Origin of the sequence: Anaerostipes butyraticus (assembly GCF_016586355.1) — a bacterium.
Classification (GTDB): Bacteria; Bacillota; Clostridia; order Lachnospirales; family Lachnospiraceae; genus Anaerostipes; species Anaerostipes butyraticus.
The window spans coordinates 1-24,460 of the sequence record NZ_BLYI01000031.1 but is presented as its reverse complement, the minus strand read 5'-3'; the positions used below and the strand labels follow the sequence as shown (position 1 = coordinate 24,460).

The 24,460-nt window shown below is 42.9% G+C and carries 22 protein-coding genes; 2 read left to right on the top strand and 20 right to left on the bottom strand.

The window, feature by feature from the left end; genetic code table 11:
* Nucleotides 1–423, bottom strand: coding sequence for a cupin domain-containing protein (locus JMF81_RS07445; protein ID WP_201310826.1), 423 nt, complete (start codon nt 421–423; stop codon nt 1–3).
* Between the two features lie 146 nt (nt 424–569).
* Nucleotides 570–1,436 carry an arginase family protein gene (locus tag JMF81_RS07440; protein WP_201310825.1) on the bottom strand — a complete coding sequence of 289 codons (867 nt, stop codon included), beginning with the start codon at nt 1,434–1,436 and terminating at the stop codon, nt 570–572.
* A gap of 155 nt (nt 1,437–1,591) precedes the next feature.
* Between JMF81_RS07440 and JMF81_RS07435 the strand changes: the two genes are divergently transcribed.
* A complete protein-coding gene (locus tag JMF81_RS07435; RefSeq protein WP_201310824.1) occupies nt 1,592–2,269 on the top strand; it encodes a Crp/Fnr family transcriptional regulator in 678 nt (225 codons plus the stop codon).
* 137 nt (nt 2,270–2,406) lie between these two features.
* Here JMF81_RS07435 and JMF81_RS07430 read toward each other — a convergent pair whose 3' ends face one another.
* From JMF81_RS07430 to JMF81_RS07345, 18 genes are all read right to left on the bottom strand, one after another.
* The gene (locus JMF81_RS07430; protein WP_201310823.1) at nt 2,407–2,844 is read right to left on the bottom strand and encodes a hypothetical protein; all 438 of its coding nucleotides are present in this window, start codon (nt 2,842–2,844) and stop codon (nt 2,407–2,409) included.
* Between the two features lie 17 nt (nt 2,845–2,861).
* Nucleotides 2,862–3,470: a hypothetical protein gene (locus JMF81_RS07425; protein ID WP_201310822.1), complete on the bottom strand. Its 609-nt coding sequence runs from the start codon at nt 3,468–3,470 to the stop codon at nt 2,862–2,864.
* Entirely contained in the window at nt 3,451–4,905 is a 1,455-nt protein-coding gene (locus tag JMF81_RS07420; RefSeq protein ID WP_201310821.1) for a protein kinase domain-containing protein, read from the bottom strand. Before JMF81_RS07420 ends, JMF81_RS07425 begins: the two co-directional genes overlap by 20 nt.
* 16 nt (nt 4,906–4,921) lie before the next feature.
* A complete protein-coding gene (locus tag JMF81_RS07415) occupies nt 4,922–5,680 on the bottom strand; it encodes a PP2C family protein-serine/threonine phosphatase (protein ID WP_201310820.1) in 759 nt (252 codons plus the stop codon).
* A 30-nt stretch (nt 5,681–5,710) separates the two neighbouring features.
* A complete protein-coding gene (locus JMF81_RS07410; protein WP_201310819.1) occupies nt 5,711–7,129 on the bottom strand; it encodes a penicillin-binding transpeptidase domain-containing protein in 1,419 nt (472 codons plus the stop codon).
* 19 nt (nt 7,130–7,148) lie between these two features.
* The gene (locus tag JMF81_RS07405) at nt 7,149–7,988 is read right to left on the bottom strand and encodes a hypothetical protein (protein ID WP_201310818.1); all 840 of its coding nucleotides are present in this window, start codon (nt 7,986–7,988) and stop codon (nt 7,149–7,151) included.
* Nucleotides 7,989–7,999: 11 nt separating this feature from the next.
* Nucleotides 8,000–8,515: a hypothetical protein gene (locus JMF81_RS07400; protein WP_201310817.1), complete on the bottom strand. Its 516-nt coding sequence runs from the start codon at nt 8,513–8,515 to the stop codon at nt 8,000–8,002.
* Nucleotides 8,516–8,527: 12 nt separating this feature from the next.
* Nucleotides 8,528–11,167, bottom strand: coding sequence for a hypothetical protein (locus JMF81_RS07395; RefSeq protein WP_201310816.1), 2,640 nt, complete (start codon nt 11,165–11,167; stop codon nt 8,528–8,530).
* On the bottom strand, nt 11,164–12,645 hold the full coding sequence (locus tag JMF81_RS07390; RefSeq protein ID WP_201310815.1) for a hypothetical protein: 1,482 nt from the start codon (nt 12,643–12,645) through the stop codon (nt 11,164–11,166). Before JMF81_RS07390 ends, JMF81_RS07395 begins: the two co-directional genes overlap by 4 nt.
* A gap of 19 nt (nt 12,646–12,664) precedes the next feature.
* Nucleotides 12,665–14,383 (bottom strand): hypothetical protein, encoded by a 1,719-nt coding sequence (locus JMF81_RS07385; protein WP_201310814.1) that lies wholly within the window; start codon nt 14,381–14,383, stop codon nt 12,665–12,667.
* A 14-nt stretch (nt 14,384–14,397) separates the two neighbouring features.
* Nucleotides 14,398–15,129, bottom strand: a complete 732-nt coding sequence (locus JMF81_RS07380; protein ID WP_201310813.1) for a hypothetical protein — start codon at nt 15,127–15,129, stop codon at nt 14,398–14,400.
* Nucleotides 15,101–17,098, bottom strand: a complete 1,998-nt coding sequence (locus tag JMF81_RS07375) for an FtsW/RodA/SpoVE family cell cycle protein (protein WP_201310812.1) — start codon at nt 17,096–17,098, stop codon at nt 15,101–15,103. The genes JMF81_RS07380 and JMF81_RS07375 overlap by 29 nt, the downstream gene beginning before the upstream one ends.
* 33 nt (nt 17,099–17,131) lie before the next feature.
* Complete coding sequence (locus JMF81_RS07370; protein WP_201310811.1) at nt 17,132–17,914, bottom strand: OmpA family protein; 783 nt, start codon at nt 17,912–17,914, stop codon at nt 17,132–17,134.
* On the bottom strand, nt 17,915–19,579 hold the full coding sequence (locus tag JMF81_RS07365) for a MotA/TolQ/ExbB proton channel family protein (protein ID WP_201310810.1): 1,665 nt from the start codon (nt 19,577–19,579) through the stop codon (nt 17,915–17,917).
* Nucleotides 19,580–19,813: 234 nt separating this feature from the next.
* On the bottom strand, nt 19,814–21,115 hold the full coding sequence (locus JMF81_RS07360; protein ID WP_243282577.1) for an MATE family efflux transporter: 1,302 nt from the start codon (nt 21,113–21,115) through the stop codon (nt 19,814–19,816).
* Nucleotides 21,112–21,555 carry a MarR family winged helix-turn-helix transcriptional regulator gene (locus JMF81_RS07355; RefSeq protein ID WP_201310809.1) on the bottom strand — a complete coding sequence of 148 codons (444 nt, stop codon included), beginning with the start codon at nt 21,553–21,555 and terminating at the stop codon, nt 21,112–21,114. The genes JMF81_RS07360 and JMF81_RS07355 overlap by 4 nt, the downstream gene beginning before the upstream one ends.
* A 156-nt stretch (nt 21,556–21,711) precedes the next feature.
* Nucleotides 21,712–23,016 (bottom strand): O-acetylhomoserine aminocarboxypropyltransferase/cysteine synthase family protein, encoded by a 1,305-nt coding sequence (locus tag JMF81_RS07350; protein ID WP_201310808.1) that lies wholly within the window; start codon nt 23,014–23,016, stop codon nt 21,712–21,714.
* A 95-nt stretch (nt 23,017–23,111) separates the two neighbouring features.
* Entirely contained in the window at nt 23,112–24,014 is a 903-nt protein-coding gene (locus JMF81_RS07345) for an AraC family transcriptional regulator (RefSeq protein WP_201310807.1), read from the bottom strand.
* 148 nt (nt 24,015–24,162) lie between these two features.
* Between JMF81_RS07345 and JMF81_RS16525 the strand changes: the two genes are divergently transcribed.
* Nucleotides 24,163–24,291: a hypothetical protein gene (locus JMF81_RS16525; RefSeq protein ID WP_274955138.1), complete on the top strand. Its 129-nt coding sequence runs from the start codon at nt 24,163–24,165 to the stop codon at nt 24,289–24,291.
* Nucleotides 24,292–24,460: the final 169 nt, after the last annotated feature.

Genomic DNA, 24,460 nt, shown 5'->3' with positions numbered 1-24,460 from the left:
CTATTTCAGTTTATTGTATTCTTCATCTGAAACTTCTTCCAGCCACTCGTTGGAACCGCCCTCTGCAGGCACTTCAACGGCAAGATGCTGGAACCAGCTGTCTTTTGCTGCTCCGTGCCAGTGTTTTACTTCCGGCGGGATATTAACTACATCACCAGCATGAAGTTCCTGAGGCTCTTTCCCCCATTCCTGGTAATATCCTCTTCCTCCGGTACATAAAAGAATCTGGCCTCCTTTATGATGAATATGCCAGTTGTTGCGGCATCCCGGCTCAAATGTAACATTTCCGATACCGACGCCTTCTGTTGTCAGCATCTTTAAATAACTCTGTCCGATAAAATACTGCGCAAATGCTGTATTGGGATCACCAGTCTCGAATACGGCTCCGCCGCCTAAATCCTTCTTCATCTGTTCTTCATTCATTCGATCTTCCTCCATTTCTTCTATGGCATCCTTTGACCACATAGTCTAATTTTATCTTTAATCATATGGTAATCCTTGAAAAAGGAAAAGTCTAATGCTTTGTTTGAATAAGGATTCATGCCCGGACTGTATAATCTTTTTATGTTCTATTTTTTAAAAATGTCCAGTTCTCCCAGTTTTTTCTGGAATCTCATAATATCCCATGGAAGAAATTCTGTAATTCCAAGAGCGGCAACATTTACGATTCCAGATACATCCTTGAGGATTCTTATAACCTGATCCAGAGTCATCTGCCCGACCGCATAGCTGACCGGAGGAATATGCGGTTTGGCACAGAGCAGGGAACGGAAATCATCCGGAGATAGAACATCCAGATCCCAGTGAATCAATACCTGCTGATATCCATTTTCCTGAATCCAGGAAAGCAGGGCATCACTGTTTTTATCCAGCTGCTGCGGCGTAAGGTATTTTATCTGATATTCCTTCTGGTATTCCTCTTCCCATGTTTCCATATGATCTGCTGCCAGTCCCACGTAGATAACATCTTCTTTTCTGAACGGATGCTTTACCATATCTGCAAATTCCGGCGCCCCGTCTCCCATTAAATTGCCAAGAACCATCGCATGCTCATTGGGACAGTCTGCAGGCCTTGAAAAATCAGGATGGGCATCGATCCAAATCACTGCCGTATTTTCCGGATACTTTCCATGAAGATAATCAAACGGCGCCTGTTCCACGGAGCAGTCTCCCCCAAGGATGATGATTTTATCCGGGTCTTTCATTTCACAGATTTCATATGCCATTTTCTGCTGTTCGATCAATTCATTTTTCCATGCGATTCCGTCGGTGACCGGTGTTTCCTCCTCAAAGTTTGTTTTTACCGGTACTTCCGCGCATTCCAGATTGTTTCCTTTCGGAGCAATCAGATCCAGTATATGGCTTCCCGCATAATACGGCGGATTTATACCTCCCTGCCACTCAGGGAATGTCAAACGTAATGTCTTTTTTGTCATGTTTTTTCCTCCTTTCCTTCTTTGGGTATTATATGGGAAAAAGATCTTTTTTTATATGTCATATGGTATGCAGCAGGAATTTTTTTAAAAAATCTTTCTTGCCCGCTGCATAAAAATCCTTTACAATGAATGCGGAATTAAAAAGGAGGTCTCTTATGCATCATCTTACAATGTCCAAATACTATTTCGAACATGATTTCACAGAATTCGAAGAATTCATTACATCCTATCCCGCTCATCATAAATATTATGAAAAAGGAGATATCATCAGCGCCCAGAGTGAAACTTTAAAATACGGATATTATATCAAACAAGGCATTATGAAGCTCTCCATCGGCCATGAATGCGGTAAAGAAAAGATCGCTGCCCTTTTTGGCCCGGGTTCCTTTTTTCCTCTTGGAATCGATCATCATTATTATGATATGGAATATGCTATGGTGGAACAGGCTTACACAGAAGTGGAGGCTTATGAATTCGACTACCGCATCGTTCGGACCATGTTCCTGGAACATCAGGATCTGGCTCTCCGGATGATGGAACATTACTGCGATTTCACCAGCTATCTGTTTTTTGAAATTGCCTCTCTGTCCGGCGATAATTCCGTGGCAAAAGTGTGCAATGTCCTATATGCCCTCCAAAACACATCCCTCTGCCGCAGTCATGTGCTTCATATCAGTCAGGATGATGTCATGGAATTAAGCGGTATTTCCAAAATCCAGGTAGCCCGTGTCTATCAGACACTCCGCGGCGAACATATCATCCAGACCTCCCGGGGAAGAATCCAGATCCTCGATCAGGATAAACTCCGTTCCTATTGCACTTATGAATTGTGACTGTCAGCTTCCGGACATGGATCATTATCAATCACCGCGAAGACTCTTGCCGGGAAACCTGCCATTTCCACCCGAATCGGGATAACAATAAATTATTTTTAGACACAAAAAAGCGGACGCATCCGCTTTTCCGCCTTTTATAAAATATCAAAGCCAATGGTTTCCGCTTCCTGTTCCAGCCAGTTTCTGATCTTCCGGTAATCCTCAGTCTGCATTTCTTCCGCTCTTTCTCCCAGGATCACGATCAGGTTTGCATGGTCTGACGACTGGATATATTTCCGTACTTCTTTTTTTATCATTTCCTCCGCAAGAAAAAGGGCTTCGCTGTCCGAGTAAGACTGTATCCCTTTTTCCACCTTTGTATAAAAACCAGGACGAAACTCAGTAAATTCTGACGCATTAACTGTCTGATCTCCAAATACATAGCTTTGCCGGATTTTCATGCAGCTTTCTGTCATTTCCCGCTGCATGGCACGCAGACTGTCTTCATCCTCTGAGGACATCTGATCCAGAAGGCAGAAACACACAGAAAGACTTTTCCGCCCTTCTTCTTCATAATGCTGTAAAAAACCCATACATATTCTCCCTTCCTTTACACTGCTTCAGATATATCTGCAATAATTTCATTCATCTGCTTTTCCCGTTTCTGCACATCAAAAATATCAGACAGTTTGTGAAGTTTAGGTCTCAGCCTGTGATCAACTCTGTTTCGTCCATTCAGCATCGGCATTCCCCAAAACGGCGTCATTTCCACATCTCCCAGTTCTTCCTTTGAGGCCAGGTACAGATGGACTTTCTGCGCAGGTACGATTCCTATATCCTTTAATCCTCCCTTTTTCACATAGGAATCCGAAAAAACAAGCATGACCTTCAGCCCGTCTTTCTCCCGAAGCTTTCCGGCGGAACATTGAATGCCTCCAATGATATCGTCTATTCCATCCATGGAGCCATACCCGGACTCGATTTCTTCAAAAACACGATGAAACTCATAAAGATGATCCGTAAACATTTTTCCTTCAAAGCGGCAGATTCCGGCCGGTTTCTCCTTCCCGTAAAATACGGTAATGCCATAATAAAATTTCTGCAGGATGTCCTGAAATCCTTTCCGGATCAAATCATCACAAAAAAGATGAACTGCCGGCAGATTCACCGCAGCAGATTCTGTGGCGTCAATTACAAAATCAAAATAAATCCGTTTCATCGTCTGCTCCTTCCGCTAAATACAAGATTTCCAGCTCTTCCTTTCCATTTCTGCAGGACAGCCGTTCCCTCTCTTTCATATCCTTTGTAAGTTTCCCGCTGTCACTCCAGTTCCAGTCATCTGATAATAAAAATCCATAAAGATTTTCGGTTCCGCAGCGGCATAAGATTACGGTCTTCTTTCCTTCCAGTTCCACTGTCACCGCGTCCCTCTCAGCTAATACATAATAGAAATTCTCTGATTTGACTCCGTTTTTATACCGGCAGCATATCTGCATCAAATGATCCCGGCAGTAACGCTGATCTGAATTGTGCAGCAGATACCGGGAGCAAAAATATTGGGAAAACTCTCTTTCGTGTCTTACATATAAGTATTGTTCAAAATCGTCAACTGCCTCCTGAATATCCTGATACTGATTTCTGTATTCCAGATCTTCTCCCATCATTTTCTGCAGAATCCGGCGAAGCATCTGTGCGCATTCCAGGCTTTGGGCCTCATCTTTGCAGCATTCATCCAGGTATTTTTTTGTCTTCGGCATTTCCCTGAGGGAAAAGGCTCTCTGATCCTCCCAGTACGCTTCATTTTCTTTGAAATGATATCGTTCTTCCAGAATATAAAAAATGGTCAGGGCTGCAGAATAATAATCCCATCTTCTAGAAGGAATGGCACTTAAAATTCCTTTCTGATTTCTGATCAGACTGTTGGGATGAGCAAATCCGCTGGTTCCTCCTGCAATGTCCGCAAACGGGTCATCTGCGGATTCTTTGATGCAGACCCAGTCCCAGTCGATAATGGAAACCAGCAGATCATCATAGCTGCCGTCGGTTTTCTCTATTGTGATATTGGAAGGTTTCAGATCACGGTGCACCAGATCTCCCGGAAGCTGATGCAGAGCCTTCACTGCGTACAGCAGCTGAAAGATGATTTTTTCTTTCAGCAGAAGAAATTCTTCCGGTTTCATGATCCCTCTGCATTCTCTCAGGACTTCCTGCCAGCTTCTTCCCCTGTAAGGATAGGCCGTTCCTGTTATCTTAGCATTCCTGCTTTCTCCTTCCGGCAGATTAAAAATATACTGGGGCGGCACAAGATATGCCGGAATCAGTTCATCTCTCAAAAGTGCCACCAGATCTCTTTCCTTCAAATGGCAGCACAAATAAACGTAGTATTCACTGTGTTCAAACTTCTGTTTTCCCAGCTGCCTGCGTTTCTCGGTAAGTTTTTGTTTATCAATTGCTTTTATATAATACTTCTTTGTCTCCTGACAATTTTCCAGGCAGGCTGCACACTTTCGTCTGCCCTCAACAAGTTCACTGCATGCCTCATAAGCAATTCCCGTTTTTCTGTAATCCAGCTCATCATCAACATCTTTCAGATAACAGAAAAACTTTTCTGCTTTTCCATTTCCAGCTTTGAAAATCTTTCCTCGTTCCAGCATGCTCCTTCCTCCCATCTTATCTGTTTTTCCAAACCCACAGGACACCGCTTTGATTGTCTGTTTCTCCCATGGAAACTGATCTCCTGGCAATTCGTTCCAGACTTTTTTCTTCCGGCAGATCTTTTGCCGCCGTCAGAATTTCCTCCTCATCCAGATTTCCAAACAGCCCGTCACTGCCTGCCAGAACCCGGTTTCCAGGAAAAATCTGATAGCTGTGTGCTTCCGGCTTTCTAAAATCCTTTGCTCCGATATAATTGGTCAGATAACTGGACGCTCTTTCAAATTCCGGAGACTTTTTGTTCGTAAAAATGCCTTTCGCCAGTCCTTCATAGGCATAGTTTTCCACATTGGAAACCAGAATCACCGCGTCATTTTTCATATCAATCAGATAACACGGACTGTCACCTGCATTGACCACATGAAGACTGTTTTTGCAGATCACACCGGCTGTCAGCGTACTGCCGCCGGAAATCCGGTGTTTCTTTATGTAAGCTGCGATCGTCCGCTGTACAGACTCCATCGTATTCTCCAGAATTTCCCGGATTTCCTTCCGTTTTGGAATCACAGCATTTTCTTTTGCAAGAAACGGCACGATTTTCTGTGAAAAATATGCTCCAAAGGTCCATGCGGTCAGCCTTGACAGCTGACCGCCCTGTTCCATTCCTCCCATGCCGTCACAAATGCCGAACACTGTCATTTCTTCGTTGTCATTGAATTTTTTCTTTTCATAGAACAGATAATCCTGATTTTCTGCCCTTCCATTTTTTCGTATCAAACTGTAAATCCGCCCTGTCATCCTCTACCTCTATTTCATTGCCTGCTGGTACAGAGAAATAATATCTCCCAGAAGACTTTTTCCTGCCTCATCAGAATCATAGATATTCATTGCAATCACATACTCCGGATCATCCGCCGGCGCCATAGATGTAATCCAGATGCTGTTTCGCTTATTATTTCCAATCTCACCGGTTCCGGTTTTTAAGCCAATGGAAATTTCTTTTCCCCCTGCTTTGATCGTATTTTTCCCAGTCAGCTGTTTCGTATAGTGCTCACCGGTGCTCTTCATAATCTGGCGCAGCTTATCTGTGACTGCTTTTTCTGTTACTTTTTTATATTCCTGAGGTTTTGTTTTCATCTCATATGTCTTATCCTGTCCTGAGCCGTGATAAATGGACCGGACTGCATAAGGCTTCATCATGATTCCGTCATTTGCAATGGTCTGAGCAATCATGGCTGCATTGACAATGGTCAGCTGCACCTGATTCTGCCCGATAGCGGTCCAGGCATTCTGAATATCTGTAAATTTCGTCTTTTTATTGTTTGTATAGAATGTAGAAGACACTGTTCCAAAATCCAGTCTCAGATTCTTGCCGATCAGAAAGCGGTCCGCAAGATTTTCCAGTTTCTCCTGTTTCAGATATTTTTCTCCCATGGTTCCAAAATACACATTGGAACTGCTTAGGAATCCCTGCGGAAGTGAGATTTTTCCATGAGCCGCTCCTCCACTGTTGCTCAGTGTCGTATTTCCAATCTTAACACTTCCCTCATCTTTGACTGCTTCATTTTCCAGTCCTTCTTCCAGGATTCCGACACTGGTCGTAATCTTATAGATACTTCCAGGAACTGCCGGATTCCGCAGCGGCTTGATAAAACCGCCGCTGTTTTGCAGATCTTCTTTCCAGGTAGACGAAAGATTATTTCCATTTACTGAAGGCGTAAATGCGCAGGCTTTGACTGCGCCGGTCTTCGCATCCATAATAATCGCTGATCCTCTCTTATTCTGCTTTTTTAAGAGATTATAGGCATATTTCTGCAGACTGCTGTCGATTGACATCTGGATGGTTGCCCCTTTTTCTTCATCTTTTACAGTAGAATAGAGTTCATCCTGGTACAATTCATACAGTCCATAAGTCTCCGGGCTGTCCATGCCTTCTGTCAGTCCTACAAACAAAGTATAGGCATACGGGTCTTCATACTGGATTTTCTGCCCGTTCCCGTCTTTTTTGGCAGACGCGATCACTGTACCATTTGTGTCAATAATATCTCCGCACAGTACCTTCTTACTGTCTCTGGATACCAGTTCTTCCTTTTGCTGCTTCGCATATGTTTTGTCATGGGTCGTATTGCGGATAGTTGTCCATAAGATAGACAGAATCATGAGACCTGCCAGCACAAGGGTGACAGCAGAAATAATTTGAATTCTTTTTCGTCTGTAATCTTTCAAATTGCTGATTCTCCTTTACTTAGATGTCAAAATGATCTCCAAAATATATTTCCAGGTCATCATCTTCTGAAACAGGCTCTTTCTCCTCAAAATCATAGGCCGTTTCTTCCGGTTCTTCCTCCTGGAGGCATCCCGGCGCTGCCAGTTCCAGCCTTGAAATATTTTTATCCGTCACTTTTTTCCACTGTGTTAATGCAATGATCATCTGCTGTTCCTCACCAAACAGAATCTCACCGCGGTGCGGCGTCCATTTTCCTTCCTCTTCCGACCAGACAGGAAGAACAAAATCTTCTCTTACCCGCTTCAGGCAGAAAATATTTTTCCCGCTGACTGGTTCCAGTGTCAGGAAATCTCTGCTTACATGGTCATCGCTGGTCTCCAGAACAATATCCGAGTGCTTGTTTTTCCCAATGCGGTAAAGTTCTTTCCCTGCGAAAAGACTGTCTTCTCTGCTTTTTCCGCCGATAATAACCCGGTAATCCAGAATCGCTTTTTCTTCCTCAAAGCCGGCAAACGGTTTTGTTCTTTTTTCCCCTTTTGGTTCTTCTTCGGACTCATCAAAAAAGGTGAAATCTTTGAAATTATCTTTTTCTGATGTTTCCGGTTCACTGTAAAGGGTTGGTCTGTCATCGCTTTCGTCCGGAAAATCCGGAATTATTTCTTCACACTCTTTTGGTTCCTCCCCGCCGCGTTTCATTTTCTCCAGTTCCTCGATGTCGTCATCCGATAAGTCTCCCTGAAACCCGCCTTTTTTCTCAAAGCGGCCGGAATCATCCTCTTTTCGATTTAAGAACAGATAACCGGTCAGAAACCCGATGCATATCAGCACGATCACGGCAATTACAATATATTTTAACATTTCTTTCTCCTCTACCTTGTCATCGTAGAAGTACGACGTCTGTGCTTTTCAAGTTCTAATGTCATAAATGGCGTAATTTTTATGATAATTTTCCACTTAAACGTCATACTGACTTCATCTTTAAATCGTTTTCCATCCACTGTTCCGGAAATAAGTTCCTGCTTTCTCTGATTCTTTTTACACCTGGTCACACGAAATCCATCTGCTGTTTCTGTAATCTGGATAAATTCTCTGGCCAGAAAATAATGTCCGTTTTTTTCTGTTTCCACAATCTGCGTGTCACAGTTTCTTCCTCGTCCCAGCAGACACGGATACTCTTTTATACTGCCTGACTGTGTCCGTCCATGTTCATCCCTGAACTCATAATCCAGCAGCCTTCCTATGTATTTTTCAGGTTTCGGTGCAGGACCGACTTTCTTTTCTTTCTTCTTCACTTCTGTTTTTTCCCGAAGCAGCCGAATTATGATGTACAAAAGAAAACCGTCTACAACGATCATAACCCACAGTCTTTGTAAAAATACTAACATCCTGTTCCCCTCCTATCTGTTCTGACGGCTCGATGCCAGAAGTACAACAAGGGAAACAATAAGCAGCACCGCAAGATAAACTGCAGTTCCGATTACTCCACACAGCGCCCGGATCACCGCGCCGCAGGAAATCCACAAAAGTCCGCCAAAAAGAAGCATATCATCCTGAACCACTTCTTTTTTCTTCTTTATTGACAGCAGCAGTTTTGACAGACATCCTGCCAGTACGACAACCCATGCCGCCACCGCAGCAATCGGATGAATTTTGTCCAGCTGGCCGATTCCTTCATAAACCAGCAGAGCCGCCGCAATCCAGAATGCGCTTTTTATAATCAGCTGGATATTGGCAGTGATCTGGTTCTTATCCGACTGATTCAGTTCCTGAATCAAAATCCTTCGTACCTGCCCGTCTCCCTGTGAAAAGAAATATTTCGCCGTCTCTCTTTCCGGTGGAGAAAAGGTTTTCAGCTGTCTGCGGATTGCTCTCTTTGCATCTTCCAGCGGATCCTGCATAGAACTATGATACAGAAAAAACAGCCTTCCTTCAAAAGGCATATCTTCGTAATCCAGCACATCTTTCAAAATCTCTGCCGCCGGATCCTGAAGGAGCTGTTCCAGCTTCGGAAACCATTCCAGTGTACAAAGCTGCCAGAACTTATCCTTCTTTTCCCTGGAAGCATCCGGATAACATATATAGTAGAAGCAGAATAGATTAAACTGTACTTCATCTTTCAGGCTCTCACACTTTAAAATTCTGGATGAAATATTGTCCAGCACATAATGGTACTGTTCCTGGTTCTGAGAATAGTTTATGCTCAGAAGCTGTTCCAGCAATTCCTCATCTGATGCCATTCTGGTTTCTCTTTGTTTCCGTTTTTTTTCTTCCGCTTCCAGTTCTTCCTGGATCTTGTCCCAGTCTGTTCCCAGTTCCAGGGCAATTTCTCTGATATCATTTTGATGTTCTTCCCGGAAGGCCGGATCGCGGACCTGATCCAGAAATAATTTCTGCCACTCCTGATTTTTCTTCTGATATTCTCCCGGAGACAGCAGTTTTAATTCTTCTTTTCCTGTTTCCCATAACTGCCATTGTTTCATATCCTGAAATGTGACGATTTTCAGTTTCTTTAAAAGACGACTGGCAAGAGCGCTGCGTACTTTTCCCTCAAAAATCTGATCATCCAGATCCAGAACCTGCTCTTTTTGTTCGATCGTCTTTGAATGAATCAGCAGATCAGACAATTTTTGTTCTATCTTTTCTGAAAATACTTCTTTTAAAGGGGAATAAGCGGTCCACCAAAGTTCCATTTCTTCTGCCGTTGTAAGATGCTCCAGAATTTCCCCTGCCTTTTTCTGGATCTGAGTACTTTCCTGCATTACGATTCCCTGAATCTCTGTTTCAATATCACTGCGGATACCTGCTTCTGATAAAATCTGCAGGTACTGTTCCAGCAGGTTTTCTTTCATACCTTCTGTCCGCATTATCCACTGAACTGCCTGACGTATGACTTTTTCCCATATTTCCGGATTCATCTCACTGGAAAAAGCCCTCATCATACGGCAATAAATGCTGAAGAAATCTGATGATGCCGCAATATCCTCCCGGGTTTCCAGCAAAACAGCTGTGATTTTAAGGAAATCATTTCTTCGTCCCTCGTCCATCCAGGCCTGATTGTAAGCTTCCTGATATTCATCCAGTCCAAACTTTGACCAGTCAATCGGAATCTCATTCTCCACCATTTCAAAAATGAAATGCCAGATATAATCTTTTTCATTGGCAGCATAATTGCTTTTCCGGAACCTTTCTCCAATCTCTTCATATAATTCATTGTGTTCGTGCAGCAATTCGCTCATGCGGGTCAGCATGGAATCATAAAAATCCCGGATCTCCAGTTCTCTTCCCTGCTGCATGGAAATCACCAGATCATATTGTTCCTGCGGATCTTCCGGACCAAAATAAAATCTTGCCCCCTTAGGTTTCTCTGAAGAAAGGCGGAAATATTTCGGCATCATTGGAGCAATAAAATTCAGCTCCTTTCTCCAGCAGCCTGGCATCATGTAATAAATATGATACATCATTTTTCTTGCAAGCAGCTGATATGCTTCAAAGTCATCCTCTGACAGATCCCGGTCTGTGATCAGAATTCTTTTTGATCCGGAAAAACCAGAAAGAAGCATCTTCAGGAAATAAGCATCGCTGCATTCTTCCTGCCAGCTTTTTAATCCGGATCTGGACTCTAGTTCGCTGTCATAGGGAACCATCACCTTGTCCAGCCGGATTTTCTGATCCTTTCGCTGTACTTTATCAAAAGATGATATTGAAAGACAGGAGAGAAAGCTCTCTTCTCCTCTTTTCTCCGGAACCATCACATGAGTCCAGGTGTTCGGACGGTTATCCCCCTCAATCAGCGTGCTGCAGGAAGTGGCGCCTCCTGCAATATAGCGGTCCTCATAATACATTACATATTCAATTGGGAAAGCCTTTTCTTCCTCCAGCCTCATCGGAACCCAGTCTTTTGAAATCTGTTCCGCTCTTTCATTTTCTATATTATGATCCGGCGTGCTGGATCCAAAGATTCCCCATCCGTTCTTTCTGCTTTTATTGAAAAGATCCGGCGCGGCAGTATAATAATATTGATTAAATTCATATTTCATTCCTCATCCTCCCTTCCTGCCTTCTTCTCTATTAATGCCATTGTTGTACGCACAAAAGCTTCTCCGATTCGAATCGGATCATACTTTCCATCTAATTTATAGATCATCGTACCATTTATATTTTTTTGTTTTGTCGGACATCCCAACGCGGAAGCAAGATATATATTACCATATGTATTCATATCATCGCTGTCAATGACATAATCCTGAAAAATCTCCCGTATTTTCTCCTCTCTGTCTCTGTACGCTTCACTTCCTTCCGGCGATAAATAATGAATATCCCTGTCAAACAAAGCCCATTCTCCATATTTTCCATTTAAAAACTGCATGACCTCATCCGATTTACTCAGGACAAATGCCATCTCCGGCTTCCTGCTCGTAAATCCGGCCTGTTTCGTCCACAAAAACTGCAGAAGATCATCACAGAAATTTCGATTCTGGGCTGTTGTGTTAATATCAGTCAGAAGATCCTGCATAATCTCACGGACTTTCCATCCGCCGCAATTGGACTGCTGCATTTTCCTCTGACGGTTGATATCCCGGATCCTGGCTTTATTCAAAATCCTGCTTCTTCCCCTGTCCGAAAGCGTCTCTATCATGCTTCCAAGTTTTGTATTCTGAGGATCAATCAGATAAATCCATCCGTCGGTGCTTAGAATATTATTCAGGACACTGCCGTTTTGTGCCGAATTTTCCAGCAGCTCACCGGCAGCATCATAAACACATACCATAAATGGATCCTCTATTCCCTCATCATGCCACGCAGCCTTCAAAATCACCGGAGGTATAAATTCACCTCGGGTAGAATCCGGACAAATGCCGTTCTCCTCCAAAAGCCTTACTTTCTCCCGCAGTTCCCGGTAGCTTGGATCCTGTATTGTCTGAGCTTCTTCGAAAGAAAGAACCTCACTGCTTCCATTCAATGCCTTTCTGTGGCTGGCAAGCATAGAAACAAGCATACAGGTCTTTCCTGCATCTTTTTTCCCTATCAGACCAATGGTGACCTGCTGATACTGAAAAAATCCTGACGGCAGAATATTATGACAGTGCCGGCAGATCATGCTGGCTCTTCTGGTCGTAATTTCACTGGACACATCCAGGATGGAATCTTCATTTTCCTGGTTCCGGTATCTGATCTTTAAAATCTCTCCATCTTCAAATTCAAATTGTTCATCAATCTGATTATCAATCCAGACTTCACCGTTATCTTCTGATCCGCAGTACTTTCGAAGCTGCGTAATCAGCGAATATAATTCTTCTTTCCTGACAAAAACCCGGGTAGTATCCGCCCTGTCTGTCACAGCCAGTTTTTTCTGCTTGCGAAAGGCAATATATTTTTTATCTTCTCTGGCATTCAGCGGGAAATCTTCCAGATTGCGCATGCCTCCAAGAAAATCCCAGTCACTGAATTCATCCTCAAATAAATAATCAACTTCTGTACTCTCAATTTTATTCAGACAAAATGGACAAATACGCATTTGGAACTCCTTTCTTTTCCTACTGTCTGACAATCCGGAACACAGTTTCAGGACTGCCGGCATACAGATCCAGCCCTTCTATGCCGCGGTACTGATACGGACCAAGGACTGATTTCACTTCCATATCTTCCAGATCATCTGCCATAGTACTCCTTAATCTCCGGTTGGAGAATAATATGATTTCCTGCTGCTCCTCATCAGATGTCACGCCGATTCCCATAACCAGCCCTTCAAAATCGAATTCGCAAAACTGAACTTTCCGGACTCCTTTTTCTTCTTTCATTTTCTGGGAATTCAGGTTCTGAATGCCTGATTTTCTTGGCAGTCCCAGATCCTTAGCGACAATGCTTCCATAATATCTGCATCCTTCACTCTGAACCAGAATATAAATATCCCGGTATATCCTATAACCCTGATATCTCTCGATTTCATCACTCAGAGCTTTGAGAAGAGACTTGTATTTTGCCAGATCTTCTGCATTTTCCTGAATGATCCTGCGGCGTTTGGAAATATTACGCAGAGCCTTTTCTTCTTCATCTGCCGGAAGTTTCCGCTTTGTCTCCTGTGCCCTGGTCCATTCGCTCATCTTTTCATCTGCTCTGCGGTATGTCTTTTCTATTTCGTCCTGAAATTCCGGCTGCAGCATATTACTGTACTTCATACGCTGTCTCTGCGGTATGCTTCCCTCTGCCAGATATGAATAAGGCTCAAGCTTTTTCAGAAGATTTTCTATGTCTTTAGCCGTTTCTTTAAAACGTTTCAGATCAACCTCTGCGTCTTTCATATTTTTTACGGCTGATTCATATCGTTTTTTCTTCTCTGTGTCGTCCTGGATTTTTTTCTTCTCCCAAAAACGGCTTTTTCTGAAAGACATAACAAGGACTGCTGCAATGATCAGGAGCAGCACCATCAGCATAATAATATTTCTCTGTTCCCCTGCCGGTTTTGCCCGGAACCTCTGCCACCAGGACGGATTATATTCATCCTTAATATCATCAAATTCGCTGCCTGAAGCATGCCTGCTTTTCAGCAGAACAATGGAACCATCTTCTGCTGTTGCCGTAACATGAAAAGAATAATGATCACCAAGCATTTCCATGTCATCTTCATCCAGTCCGGCTGCGCCCAGATAGCAGTTAAAATCATCGTTTTTCTCTGTCTCACTCATCAAAGACCGGTCATCCACCAGATACTCTACCTTCCGGTTGGTAAGTTTTAACGGCTTATCATTGGTATTATACAGACGAATCAGTGCCTGATAGTATCCGCTGTCCGGATTGCCGATTTCCTGTTCGATCGTATACCGTGCCGTAATTGCGCTGTTATAAATAATATATACTTTTGTACTGGTCATATCTGTTGATGTGACAGTCAGATTCCAGTCTCCTTCCGATACATCTGATACCGTATAATAAGCATATGACTCATCATCTGTATGTTTTTCCTTAAAGGCAATCTGACGGCCTTTTTCATCCCTTAATTCCTGAAGTTTCGGACTTCCGGTGCCATACACGATCAAATCCATGGACCGGACGCTCATGTCCGGAACTGTAAAACTGAGCTCTCCATCCATATTGACGCGTTCCTCATTGGCCCATCCATCTTCTTCCGGATTGTAATATTTTTCAAACGGATAGCTTTCGTCCGCCCGGAGTTCCGCCGTGCCTGCCGACAGAGCCAGTGCCAATGTCAAGAACAGCATGATTAGCGCTCTGAACCGTCTTTTTCTTATCTTCATGCTTCCTTTCATCATTATTCTCCCATCTCTTCTTCTGTCACTATATTTTGTATTTCTTCCCATATTCCTGACGATGCGGCCGTGGCAGCCGCCACCAGTGTCTCCTTCCAGAACCGGTATTCCTCCTGCGGAAAGTGAAAGGATTTCATCTGACTGACGCAGTAATCTATCATCCTGCATCCATTATGCATCGCTAAAATCCTGTTCCCTTCTGTCTCAAAGTATGAAAGGATTCTGTCCGGGATTCTCTTTTTTGCTTCCTGCAGCTGGCGTTCCCGCTTTTGCTGCTCTGTCAGCAGTTCAAGATAGATCCGGATGCGTTCTTCCCGGATCACAATTCCAGGATTCGCATATTTCTGCAGTTTCTTCCGCACTCCGTCTTTCTGCTTTCCAGTAAGATTCTGCCTCATTCTGGCTAAGGCATTCTGTTTGGAAATTACCGCATCCTTAGTGAGCATCTCCCACAATTCCAGTGTTGTCACAGCGTCCAGTTCAAAAATATCTTCCCGGAAAATTTCCCGAATCCGGTCAAGAAATTTCTGATTTGCTTCATAGCGGTCCATATACTGCCGGTAACCCGGCTCTCCATCCAGATAATATTCATAATATATACGGTCAACCGGATCTGTTTTTTTCCAGAGATTTGTCATCTTTTCTCTGTCTTCCCGGTTCATTTCCATAAGATACTGCCGGATCCTGTACTTGGTCAGTTTCCAGTTACCGCTTCCTCCTGTGCGCATTTCCATCCTTTTTCTCCTTCAGCTTTTTCCTGATCTTCGCCTTGATCACTTTTTTCTGTTCTCTGACTGCCTGGCAAATGAAGGCCCAGATACATCCGCAGAGATGCCTCAAAGGCTGGGAAATATAATATCGGAATAAGATTACCATACGATTCTTGGTTCTTTCATCCTCCACTGCTTCCTCTTCCATTTCAACTGCAGACATAACCACCATGATTCCAATCATTGCCATGGTCACACATTTGGAAGCTCCTCCGTTGGAAATAAATGGAATCGGCATTCCAAAAATCGGAAAAAGCCCGTAATTGCTGGCTGTCATAAAAACAGCCTGTATCCAGATCATAAAAGAAATACCAAACGCCATGCCGCTGTTATATTCATGCCGTGTGGACAGGACAATCTTTTTACCTTCCCAAAACAGCATAAAAAACAACAGAAGCAGCAGCACCGGACAAATATTTCCAAACATTTCTGACATGGCAACAAAAATCATATCAGAATCCGCATTCGGCACCGTACTGACTTCAGCAGAGTCTTTGCCAAAAAGCCCGCCATCCCGGACTCCGGCTCTCGCCCGGTAATTCTGATATCCGGAGTCTCCATTGTCCCATTCCGGATGCGTCCAGCAGTAAAATCTGGTTTTTACTTTTCCATATTTCGGTATATAGAATTTTTCAAGGAAATTAGCGTCTCCATAATTAACATAATAATTATATATTTTAGTAAAATAATACGTTCCCAGGAAATCTTCTTTATCATCCTGATCTGACAGCAGATAACTCATGGCAATCAGCATAGACTGATTTTTTCGGTCTTCCACAGCTGTTTTCATATCATTATAGCCAATCTCAGACTTGTCGGAAAACAATGCCGCAACTGCCTGTTCTTCCGCTTCGCTGAGAGCGTTTTTCTGTGCATTTCCTACGATTTTTTTCAATTCTCGCTCTGTTACTTTCCGGTCCTTTCCCTTGCTTTTTCCATTAAAATATTCCACAAGATACGGCCTGAAATCTTCAATCGTTCCGCTGCCGCCGTGATATCCGGATGCGGAAGGCACTTCCCGGTTATAAAAACATGAAATCAGTTCCTTTTCACTGATCTTTTGGTTAATAGAATCCGTCATCATTTCCCCTGCCATGACCCCAAACAGCACGATCATGACTCCTGCGGCAATCACAGCAATCGAATATTTGATTTCCTGCATGTAGATTACAATAAATGCAATATACACCAGCAAAACGATCAGCAGACTTCCCATCTCATTGATCGCCAGCATTCCGATGATATTTATTCCCGTATAAACGGCTGACAGCATAAGACGCTTTCTTTTTTCCTCCTTTGACCTTGCCTGTTTGCATAAAAGGCATACCAGCACCATCAGAAAAAAGACTTTTAATATTTCAGTTACCGGAATGGAACCAACTGCCGGAAACGGGAGATTGGTTCTGGCTTCAGGATTTGCCTGTCCGCCCGGACCAACGCCGAATAAAATCAGCAAAATGTAAAGCAGAACGGACAGACACGCCAGAAGAAAACTAAAGCTGTCCTGCCGGAATCTTCTTATTTTAATAAACAGAATTCCTGCCAGCACCGCCGAAACATAGGATGCCAGCAGAAGTATAATATTTCTCATAATAAACCCTGAATTCAGATCATCATCTCCCGGAAACAACAGGAGAAGTTCCATAAAAACGCCCCAGGTCAGGAGAATGGAAGAATACAGAACAATTTTCTGATTTCCCTCCAGTATGTACAAAGTCACAAAATAAAAAAGAATGGTCCCCAGCGCAAGAATCAGAAAAAATTCCAGGTAGTGATAGCCAAAATATGAGGCGCTATTTCCGCTTCCCTTGACTCCTTTTACCAGGGCAGGCACCAAAAGCAGGCCCTCATATAAAATGACCAGCCATAAGACCGTTTCCTTTTTTATTTTTCGAAAACTTTCTATTAATTCTCTTTTTGACAATTTCTTCATTTGCATTCCCTCTCCAACAGTTCAAAGTCAGCCTTATTCTTTTCCGTTTAATATATCCTGCAGCTGCTGTATCATTTCATCATCTTTCAGACGGAACTGGAATACAACCCTGCGGGACTTGTTCTTGTCAATACTTCCGTCACTTTTGCGGATTGGATTGCTGAATGAACGCCCATTGGCCGTAATCATCCTTCTTAGATCCTGTTTCTGATCTGAATCCAGATCCAGATTTTTACTGTTTAAACAGTATCTGGCCACACTTAACGCACGTTTCTGTGACAATTCCAGATTATAATCGTAAGTTCCATCCGTATCCGTATGACCTTCTACAATGATTTCCGCAATGTTATCTTTAAATTTATCATTCAGCAGGACTTTAAAATATCCTTTCATAAACCGGTCCAGTTCTTTCTTTCCGGAGGCTTTCAGATTCGATTTATCTGTATCAAACAAAATCTCGGAATCAAACTGGATCGCTCCGGTCTGACCATCAATTTCCAGATTTACATTGTCCAGTTCCTTTCGGAGATCTTCTATGATCTCTGCTTTTACTCCGATGATCCTGGAAACCTTTTTTTCCATCTCTTCAAATTTTGTCGTGCCTCCGTCTGCGTCTCCGCCCAGTTTCTCGATCGTAATTTTCTGCTTGTCCACGATTGCCTGTTTTGCCGCAATCTCATCCTGCTGTGTCTGCAGTTTCTGGATTACCGCAAACACAATCAAAATAAAAACCAGCAGCAAAGCTGCCATCATATCGGAATAGGACTGCCAGTAATCCATGAACTTCCTGTTTCTTTTCTTTTTCTGCCTGCTCATCTATGCCTCTTTCTGCTTATTAAAAAGACTTCCGAAACTGCGGATTTTGCCGCGCAGTGTCGTGTTCTCAATGGCATCCAGAAGATGCTTCTCTGTCTCTTCTATTTCAGTGCTGAGAGATTCCAAAACTTCTTTGATTTTCTCAGCTTCTTCCCTGTTTTCTTCTTTTTGTTTTAATTGTCTGATCTGATCCAGAAGATGATTGATTTTCTCCTGTCCCAGCTTAATTTCCTGCTGTATCCATTTTAGATCACCAGAATCCTCTTTTTGTCTTTCCTGTTCCCGCTTAAGCTCGTCTGCCAGCGATTCCATCTGCTGCAGCTGACGCTGTGATTCCTTCTGATACCTGGCAAGTTCCTCACTGATTCCTGCCGCCTGTTCCAGCTTTCGAACCATCTGCTCCTGCTGGCCGACCATCTCCTGAAGCTGGTCATGAAGTTTTTCTTCCCTGCCGTAAACTTCATCCAAATTGCCGCTGGTCTGTTCCATGGACCTGGAAAATCCCTGAAGGGTGTCATGAAACCGGCGCATCTGCTCCATATTCTGAACTGTAAGTTCTTCCATTCTTCGATTGGATTCACTTACTTCAGCAACGAATTTTCGTATCTCATCGGTCATTTCTTTCTGCCACTGGCTCAGATATCCGACAGATTCTCCCAGTGTCTGAAAATTCTTCTCCAGATTTCCTACCGTCTCAGCCATGGCTGCATAATCTGATTCTATGCTGCGGTTGAGGTTCTTCAGGAAACTGCCTACCATCTGTTCCATAGCGGTATTTTCTCTCTCATGAATCTGCCCCATCAGATTCTGAATATTTGAATTAGTCGCATTAAATGATTTTGACAGCCGTTCCCCCAGTACATCCGCCAGATTTCCGGCAAATTCTTTGTTCAGCTGATCCAGCGACCGGGTCTGAGTCCGTTCTTCTTCATAAAGTCTCGCCCACATGCTCTGTTCTGACTGATTCATTCCAAGCTTGTCAAAGCATTTTTCCAGTTTCATTAGCTTTTCTTCAAACCGTTCTTCTACCGAATTATAAAAACTGTTCATATATATGGAAATGACAATTCCGTAAATAGAAGTGTAGAATGCAATGTTGATTCCGGAAATAAAGACCTGGATGGATTCCCCCAGCGACTTGGAAGAACTGAAATCAAAATTTGTCAGCCCAATCGCAAGTCCGAGAAAAGTTCCCAGAATTCCCATAGCCGTCATAAGCCCCGGAAGGATCTGACAAAATCTTAAAGACAGATTTTCCGTCAGCTGATCAAAATTAAAAAAGTCTGTAATACTGCATTCTGCCGCGCCTTTCCTGCGGTACGCTTCACAGTAAGCTTCATATTGTTCCTTCATATCCTGATCTTCTATAAATGCATCGATACCAAGAATCCTGGCTTCCAGTTTTTCTTTGTCGCCTTCGCAGTCGTCCCTGCTTTCTTCCAGTTCTTTTATCATGGTTTCCATATCTTTTATATAGGCATTCATATGATCCAGTCCGTTTTGCAGCGCATACCGGGTCATAAGGGCCATTGCGCCTAAAAACACTGTATTGATCACCAGCTCCATCATTCCGTAATCAAACTGCAGCGTTACAAATACCGTAATTATAAACATCAGCAGGATGATGATCTTCAATGTACTGATTCTCTTCTTATAGTTATCCATCTGCTTTCCTCCACACTCCTCTAAAAATGTCGATTTCTCTGGCATTTTATTCTTATACTACTATATCTTATCAGCATATAAAATACAAGCATGGAGAATACAATCTCGTTTTTTTTCCGGCTCATTCATTTTGTCCGTCCTTTCAGCCGCAAAAAGGAACTTTTCGCGCCAAAAAATCCACTGTATCACAGATGATCTAACTCTATGTTACAACGGATTTCTGCCTTGTTTATTTTAAGATTCTCTTTTTTCTATCTCTCTTTTCATAATAAGCGCAGCCAGGGCAGACAAAATCCGGGCAGCTGTCGTACTCCACCAGATCATTTGCTGTCCTCCCAGAAGAGGCGGAAGAATCAGCATCAGAACAAACATAAGAACAGGTTCCATAAATGTCAGGAAATAAGAAAAAAGGCTTTTTTCTGTAGCGTAAAATCCAGATGTAGTAATACGGCTGACTGCGACAAATGGAACCGAAAGGAGAAAGACCGGCATAATTCTCCCAATTTCATAATTGACCTCCAAAGATGCGCCAAATAAAATACCTATTTTCCATCTTAACAAAAACAGGACTGCCACTCCGCATACAGATAAAAACAGCGCAAATTCATAAGCCAGCGCGCGGGTATCTTTTAATTTTTTCAAATTTCCCTGACCATAATACAGACTCATAAGAGGCTGGCTTCCATCTCCAACGCCCTGCAGGATAAGATAAATAATACAGATAATATAAGCTATACAGGCATATGTGGCTATCGCTTCTTCTCCGCCATACCCTGCGGAAAATCGATTGATTATCATCAGTGAAAGATTCGGTGTCATGGCAAGACCAAATGGCGCAATTCCAATCTTCAGGATTGCTCCAGCTGTATGAACTGCTCTGGAAACCGGGATTCGGAAAAAAATCTGCCTTTTTACAGTCAGATAAACCAATGCCAGAAGCATCGTAATTCCCTGACTTATAATAGTTGCCCATGCGGCTCCTCTGATTCCTCCATCTTTTACCCATACAAAAAGATAATCCAGAATAATGTTTGACACAAATCCGGCTGCCATGGCGGTCATTGCAAAAAAAGCGCCTTCATTATTCCTGATAAAAGGCACCAGGCCGGTGCCGATGATCTGAAGACTGGCTCCAATGGCAATAATCTTAATATACTGGCCGCCAAGGGAAAGCAGCTGTCCGTCAGCTCCCAGGAAACGCAGCAGCGGATTGGAAAAAAGATAAGTCAGGATTGTCAGAAGGATACTGAACAGAAACAGCATCCATATAGCACCTGCCGTATATTCCCGCGCTCTTTTTTCTCTGTTTTCCGCTTTATGAATAGAATAACAAACCGCGCCGCCCATTCCAATTCCTGTTCCGGCTGCCTGGATCAGCGCAACGATTGGATATGCCACATTAATCGCGGACAGGCCGGCATCCCCAACCTGGTTTCCTACAAAAAATCCATCTACGATCGAATAAATTCCCGACAAAGCAAATGCCAAAATAGATGGAATCACGTATTGAAAGAAAATCTTTGTATTTCTGATCATTCCTGCTTGTCCCCTCTCATTTCGTTCTCAAACAGAATATTAAAAAGTTCCAGGGTATCCTGCATCTGCTTCATTCTCTCACAGCCTATTATTTCGAAAATCCTCTTCTCCGTCTTTAATAAGGGGTTCACCCATTTCTCTGCGTAAATTCTGCCCTCTTCCGTCAGGGATATCTTTTTTTCACGCCTGTCTGCCTGTCCCGCCTTCAAAATAATGTATTTATTCTTCTTTAGATCCCGGACAACTGTATTGACTGTCTGTTTGACCAGCCCAAATCCTTCACAAATTTCTTTCTGCGTCATCTCACCTGCTGTCATTAACGCATACAGTACCATCAGCCTGGGATAAGAAATTCCATGGCGATTTGCCCACTGGACATACAGAGCAGTTCCTCTGTTCCAGGCAGAACAATAATCAAAACTCCATTTCAATTTAGACATTATCTTCCTCCTTTCGTATTTCACAGAACCATTATAGTATTATATCGTACTATTATCAACTTGTCACTTTCCCTTAGAGAGTGATTCTTTTTTCGAGCTTATCCCTCAAAAAAACAGCTGTCATTTTACTGACAGCTGCTGACTCTATCATCCTATTTATTTTATCGCTGCAAATGCCGCATCCAGAGCAGCGATCAGATCCTCTGCTTTTTCGATTCCAATGGACAATCGTATCGTGTTTGGTTTGATTCCCTGCTGTTTTAATTCTTCTGCCGTGCACTGACTATGTGTTGTCGTTGCCGGATGAATGACCAGAGATTTCACATCTGCCACATTGGCCAGCAGAGAAAAAATCGGAAGATGATCGATAAATTTCTGTGCTGTTTTTTCATCGCCTTTTATCTCAAAAGTGAAAATAGAGCCGCCTCCACCCGGAAGATACTTCTTATATAGAGAATGCCCAGGCTCGCTTTCCAGAGACGGATGATGCACGGCCTCCACCTGAGGATGCTGGGTTAAATACTCTACAATTTGAAGCACATTGCTCACATGCCGCTCCATACGCAATGATAACGTTTCCAGCCCCTGGAGAAATAAAAACGCATGGAATGGAGACAGAGACGCCCCGGTATCCCGTAATAAAACCGCCCGGATATAAGTTACGAAAGCAGCTTCCGGTGCCGCGTCTGCGAACGATACACCATGATAACTCGGATTTGGCTCAGAAATCCATGGATATTTTCCAGATTTCTTCCAGTCAAATTTCCCGCTGTCAATGATCACGCCGCCCAGAGCCGTTCCATGTCCGCCGATAAACTTAGTCGCTGAGTGAACTACAATATCTGCCCCATACTCAATCGGACGAATCAGATATGGAGTTGCAAAGGTTGAATCCACTACAAGAGGAATTCCATGCCGATGCGCAGCATCTGCCAGTTTCTCCAGATCCACCAGATTAGAATGCGGATTTCCAAGAGTCTCCACAAAAATCGCTTTTGTGTTTCCACGGATTGCCGCTTCAAAAGCGCCTTCCTCATCCGGATCCACAAAGGTCGTCTGGATCTTTCTTGTCTGCGGCAGTGTATTGGCAAGAAGGTTATAGGTTCCGCCGTAAATTGTCTTAGACGCAACGATATGTTCTCCCGCACCGGCAAGCGCCTGAAATGTATAGTCGATTGCCGCAGCTCCTGAGGCAGCCGCAAGAGCCGCCGTTCCTCCTTCCAAAGCGGCAATACGCTGTTCAAAAACATCTTCTGTCGGATTTGTCAGTCTGCCGTAGATATTGCCTTCTGCCTGTAAGCTGAACCGGTCAGCGGCATTCTGGAAGTTTTCAAATACATAAGAAGTGGTTGCATAAATCGGAACTGCTCTGGCGTCTGTTGCCGGATCCGGATGTTCCTGACCAATATGAAGCTGTTTTGTTTCAAATCCCCAGTTTTTTGAATCTCTGATGTCTGTCATGAATCTATCCTCCATTTTTCTGATTTTCTGTTTGAATTTAAAATCATAGTAACATGGTAGGTTATCTTTGTCTAATAGAAAATAAAATGAACTGGTTATTCTTTTTTCTTATAACAAAACTTTTTTTCCTGAGCGCGATACTCTGTCGGCGTACATCCATATGATTTATGGAACATTTCCGTAAAATAACTGGCTCCTGAAAATCCCACCTCAAACGCGATTTCCGAAATGGTCTTATCTGTTGTCTCCAGCAGTTCCATTCCTTTCCTCAGGCGGTAACTGATCAGATATGATACCGGAGTCTCATTAGTATATCTTTGAAAGATGGAACAGCAGCTTGTCTTTCCGACATTTCCTGCCTGGCTGATCTCCTTCAGAGAGATTTTTTTATCATAATTTTCATAAATAAACCGGAGCATTTTCTTTAAGATCGTAAGATGCTGATTTCCGGATTTTGGTTTCTTTTTCAAATGATTCGATAAATGCAGAAGATTCTCCCATATTTTGAAAAACAGAGTTTGGATTCTCAGCATATATGCTTTCTGCCCCCGGCATTGATACATCTCCAAAACTGACTGCAAAATTTCTTTTTCATATTTTTTATCTTGGTGCAGTAAAAGATACGGCACTGCTTTATTTTCCAAAATCGGCATAATGTATTCTTTCTCAATTACAGGGACAGCGTTCAGCAAAAGCGGATGAAACAGAACACAGATAAAAGAACATTCACTGCAGTCCTCTGAAAATCCGTAATGAAGCTGTCTGGTGTTGACAAAGATTCCCTCTCCCTCATTTATCATAACAATTTTCCCATTTATATTGTATTCCATGTGCCCGGACTGTACGAGAATAAACTCAACATCATCGTGCCAGTGGCTTAAAGCGCTGAAATCGGGATAATCGGAAAGACATCCCCGGCGGATATACACCGGGAAATCCGGGGTATCATATAAAACATCTTCTGACCGGTCATTTTTATTTGTAAATTTTACCTGCATTTTTCCCTTCTTTGAAATATTGTTATAGATTTATGGAATATTTAGATAGATAATATTAAATATCTGCAATATAATATTATCATAAGAATGAATCAGAAACAAGGAAGCGCTTCCTCCCGCACGCCGTTTTCAGCAAGGAGGGATTATTATGCCAAAATGGATCATTCGGGGAATTTTAACAAATCTGGAGGCATGGATCAGTGTAGAAGAAAATGAATTTTACCGCAGCCTCTACATTCAATTCTATGAACTGTTTGGAAAGCAGTTCACAGCATAGGAAAACGCTGCCGCAGGCGAATGATATGCTCCCTTCTAGGTAGACAAGTGAAATAATAAAAACTTGTCACTTAGAAGGGAGTATTATTATGGCATATAAACATAAGTATTCCTACGAAGAAAAAGAGCATATTCTTATGGAATACCTCAATGGTACCCACGGCTTCAGG

Bases quoted from the DNA above. Each gene is read 5' to 3' on its own strand.
- JMF81_RS07445 (WP_201310826.1), bottom strand. From the start codon at position 423: ATGAATGAAGAACAGATGAAGAAGGATTTAGGCGGCGGAGCCGTATTC.
- JMF81_RS07440 (WP_201310825.1), bottom strand. From the start codon at position 1,436: ATGACAAAAAAGACATTACGTTTGACATTCCCTGAGTGGCAGGGAGGT.
- JMF81_RS07435 (WP_201310824.1), top strand. From the start codon at position 1,592: ATGCATCATCTTACAATGTCCAAATACTATTTCGAACATGATTTCACA.
- JMF81_RS07430 (WP_201310823.1), bottom strand. From the start codon at position 2,844: ATGGGTTTTTTACAGCATTATGAAGAAGAAGGGCGGAAAAGTCTTTCT.
- JMF81_RS07425 (WP_201310822.1), bottom strand. From the start codon at position 3,470: ATGAAACGGATTTATTTTGATTTTGTAATTGACGCCACAGAATCTGCT.
- JMF81_RS07420 (WP_201310821.1), bottom strand. From the start codon at position 4,905: ATGCTGGAACGAGGAAAGATTTTCAAAGCTGGAAATGGAAAAGCAGAA.
- JMF81_RS07405 (WP_201310818.1), bottom strand. From the start codon at position 7,988: ATGTTAAAATATATTGTAATTGCCGTGATCGTGCTGATATGCATCGGG.
- JMF81_RS07400 (WP_201310817.1), bottom strand. From the start codon at position 8,515: ATGTTAGTATTTTTACAAAGACTGTGGGTTATGATCGTTGTAGACGGT.
- JMF81_RS07395 (WP_201310816.1), bottom strand. From the start codon at position 11,167: ATGAAATATGAATTTAATCAATATTATTATACTGCCGCGCCGGATCTT.
- JMF81_RS07390 (WP_201310815.1), bottom strand. From the start codon at position 12,645: ATGCGTATTTGTCCATTTTGTCTGAATAAAATTGAGAGTACAGAAGTT.
- JMF81_RS07385 (WP_201310814.1), bottom strand. From the start codon at position 14,383: ATGAAGATAAGAAAAAGACGGTTCAGAGCGCTAATCATGCTGTTCTTG.
- JMF81_RS07380 (WP_201310813.1), bottom strand. From the start codon at position 15,129: ATGGAAATGCGCACAGGAGGAAGCGGTAACTGGAAACTGACCAAGTAC.
- JMF81_RS07375 (WP_201310812.1), bottom strand. From the start codon at position 17,098: ATGAAGAAATTGTCAAAAAGAGAATTAATAGAAAGTTTTCGAAAAATA.
- JMF81_RS07370 (WP_201310811.1), bottom strand. From the start codon at position 17,914: ATGAGCAGGCAGAAAAAGAAAAGAAACAGGAAGTTCATGGATTACTGG.
- JMF81_RS07365 (WP_201310810.1), bottom strand. From the start codon at position 19,579: ATGGATAACTATAAGAAGAGAATCAGTACATTGAAGATCATCATCCTG.
- JMF81_RS07360 (WP_243282577.1), bottom strand. From the start codon at position 21,115: ATGATCAGAAATACAAAGATTTTCTTTCAATACGTGATTCCATCTATT.
- JMF81_RS07355 (WP_201310809.1), bottom strand. From the start codon at position 21,555: ATGTCTAAATTGAAATGGAGTTTTGATTATTGTTCTGCCTGGAACAGA.
- JMF81_RS07350 (WP_201310808.1), bottom strand. From the start codon at position 23,016: ATGACAGACATCAGAGATTCAAAAAACTGGGGATTTGAAACAAAACAG.
- JMF81_RS07345 (WP_201310807.1), bottom strand. From the start codon at position 24,014: ATGCAGGTAAAATTTACAAATAAAAATGACCGGTCAGAAGATGTTTTA.
- JMF81_RS16525 (WP_274955138.1), top strand. From the start codon at position 24,163: ATGCCAAAATGGATCATTCGGGGAATTTTAACAAATCTGGAGGCATGG.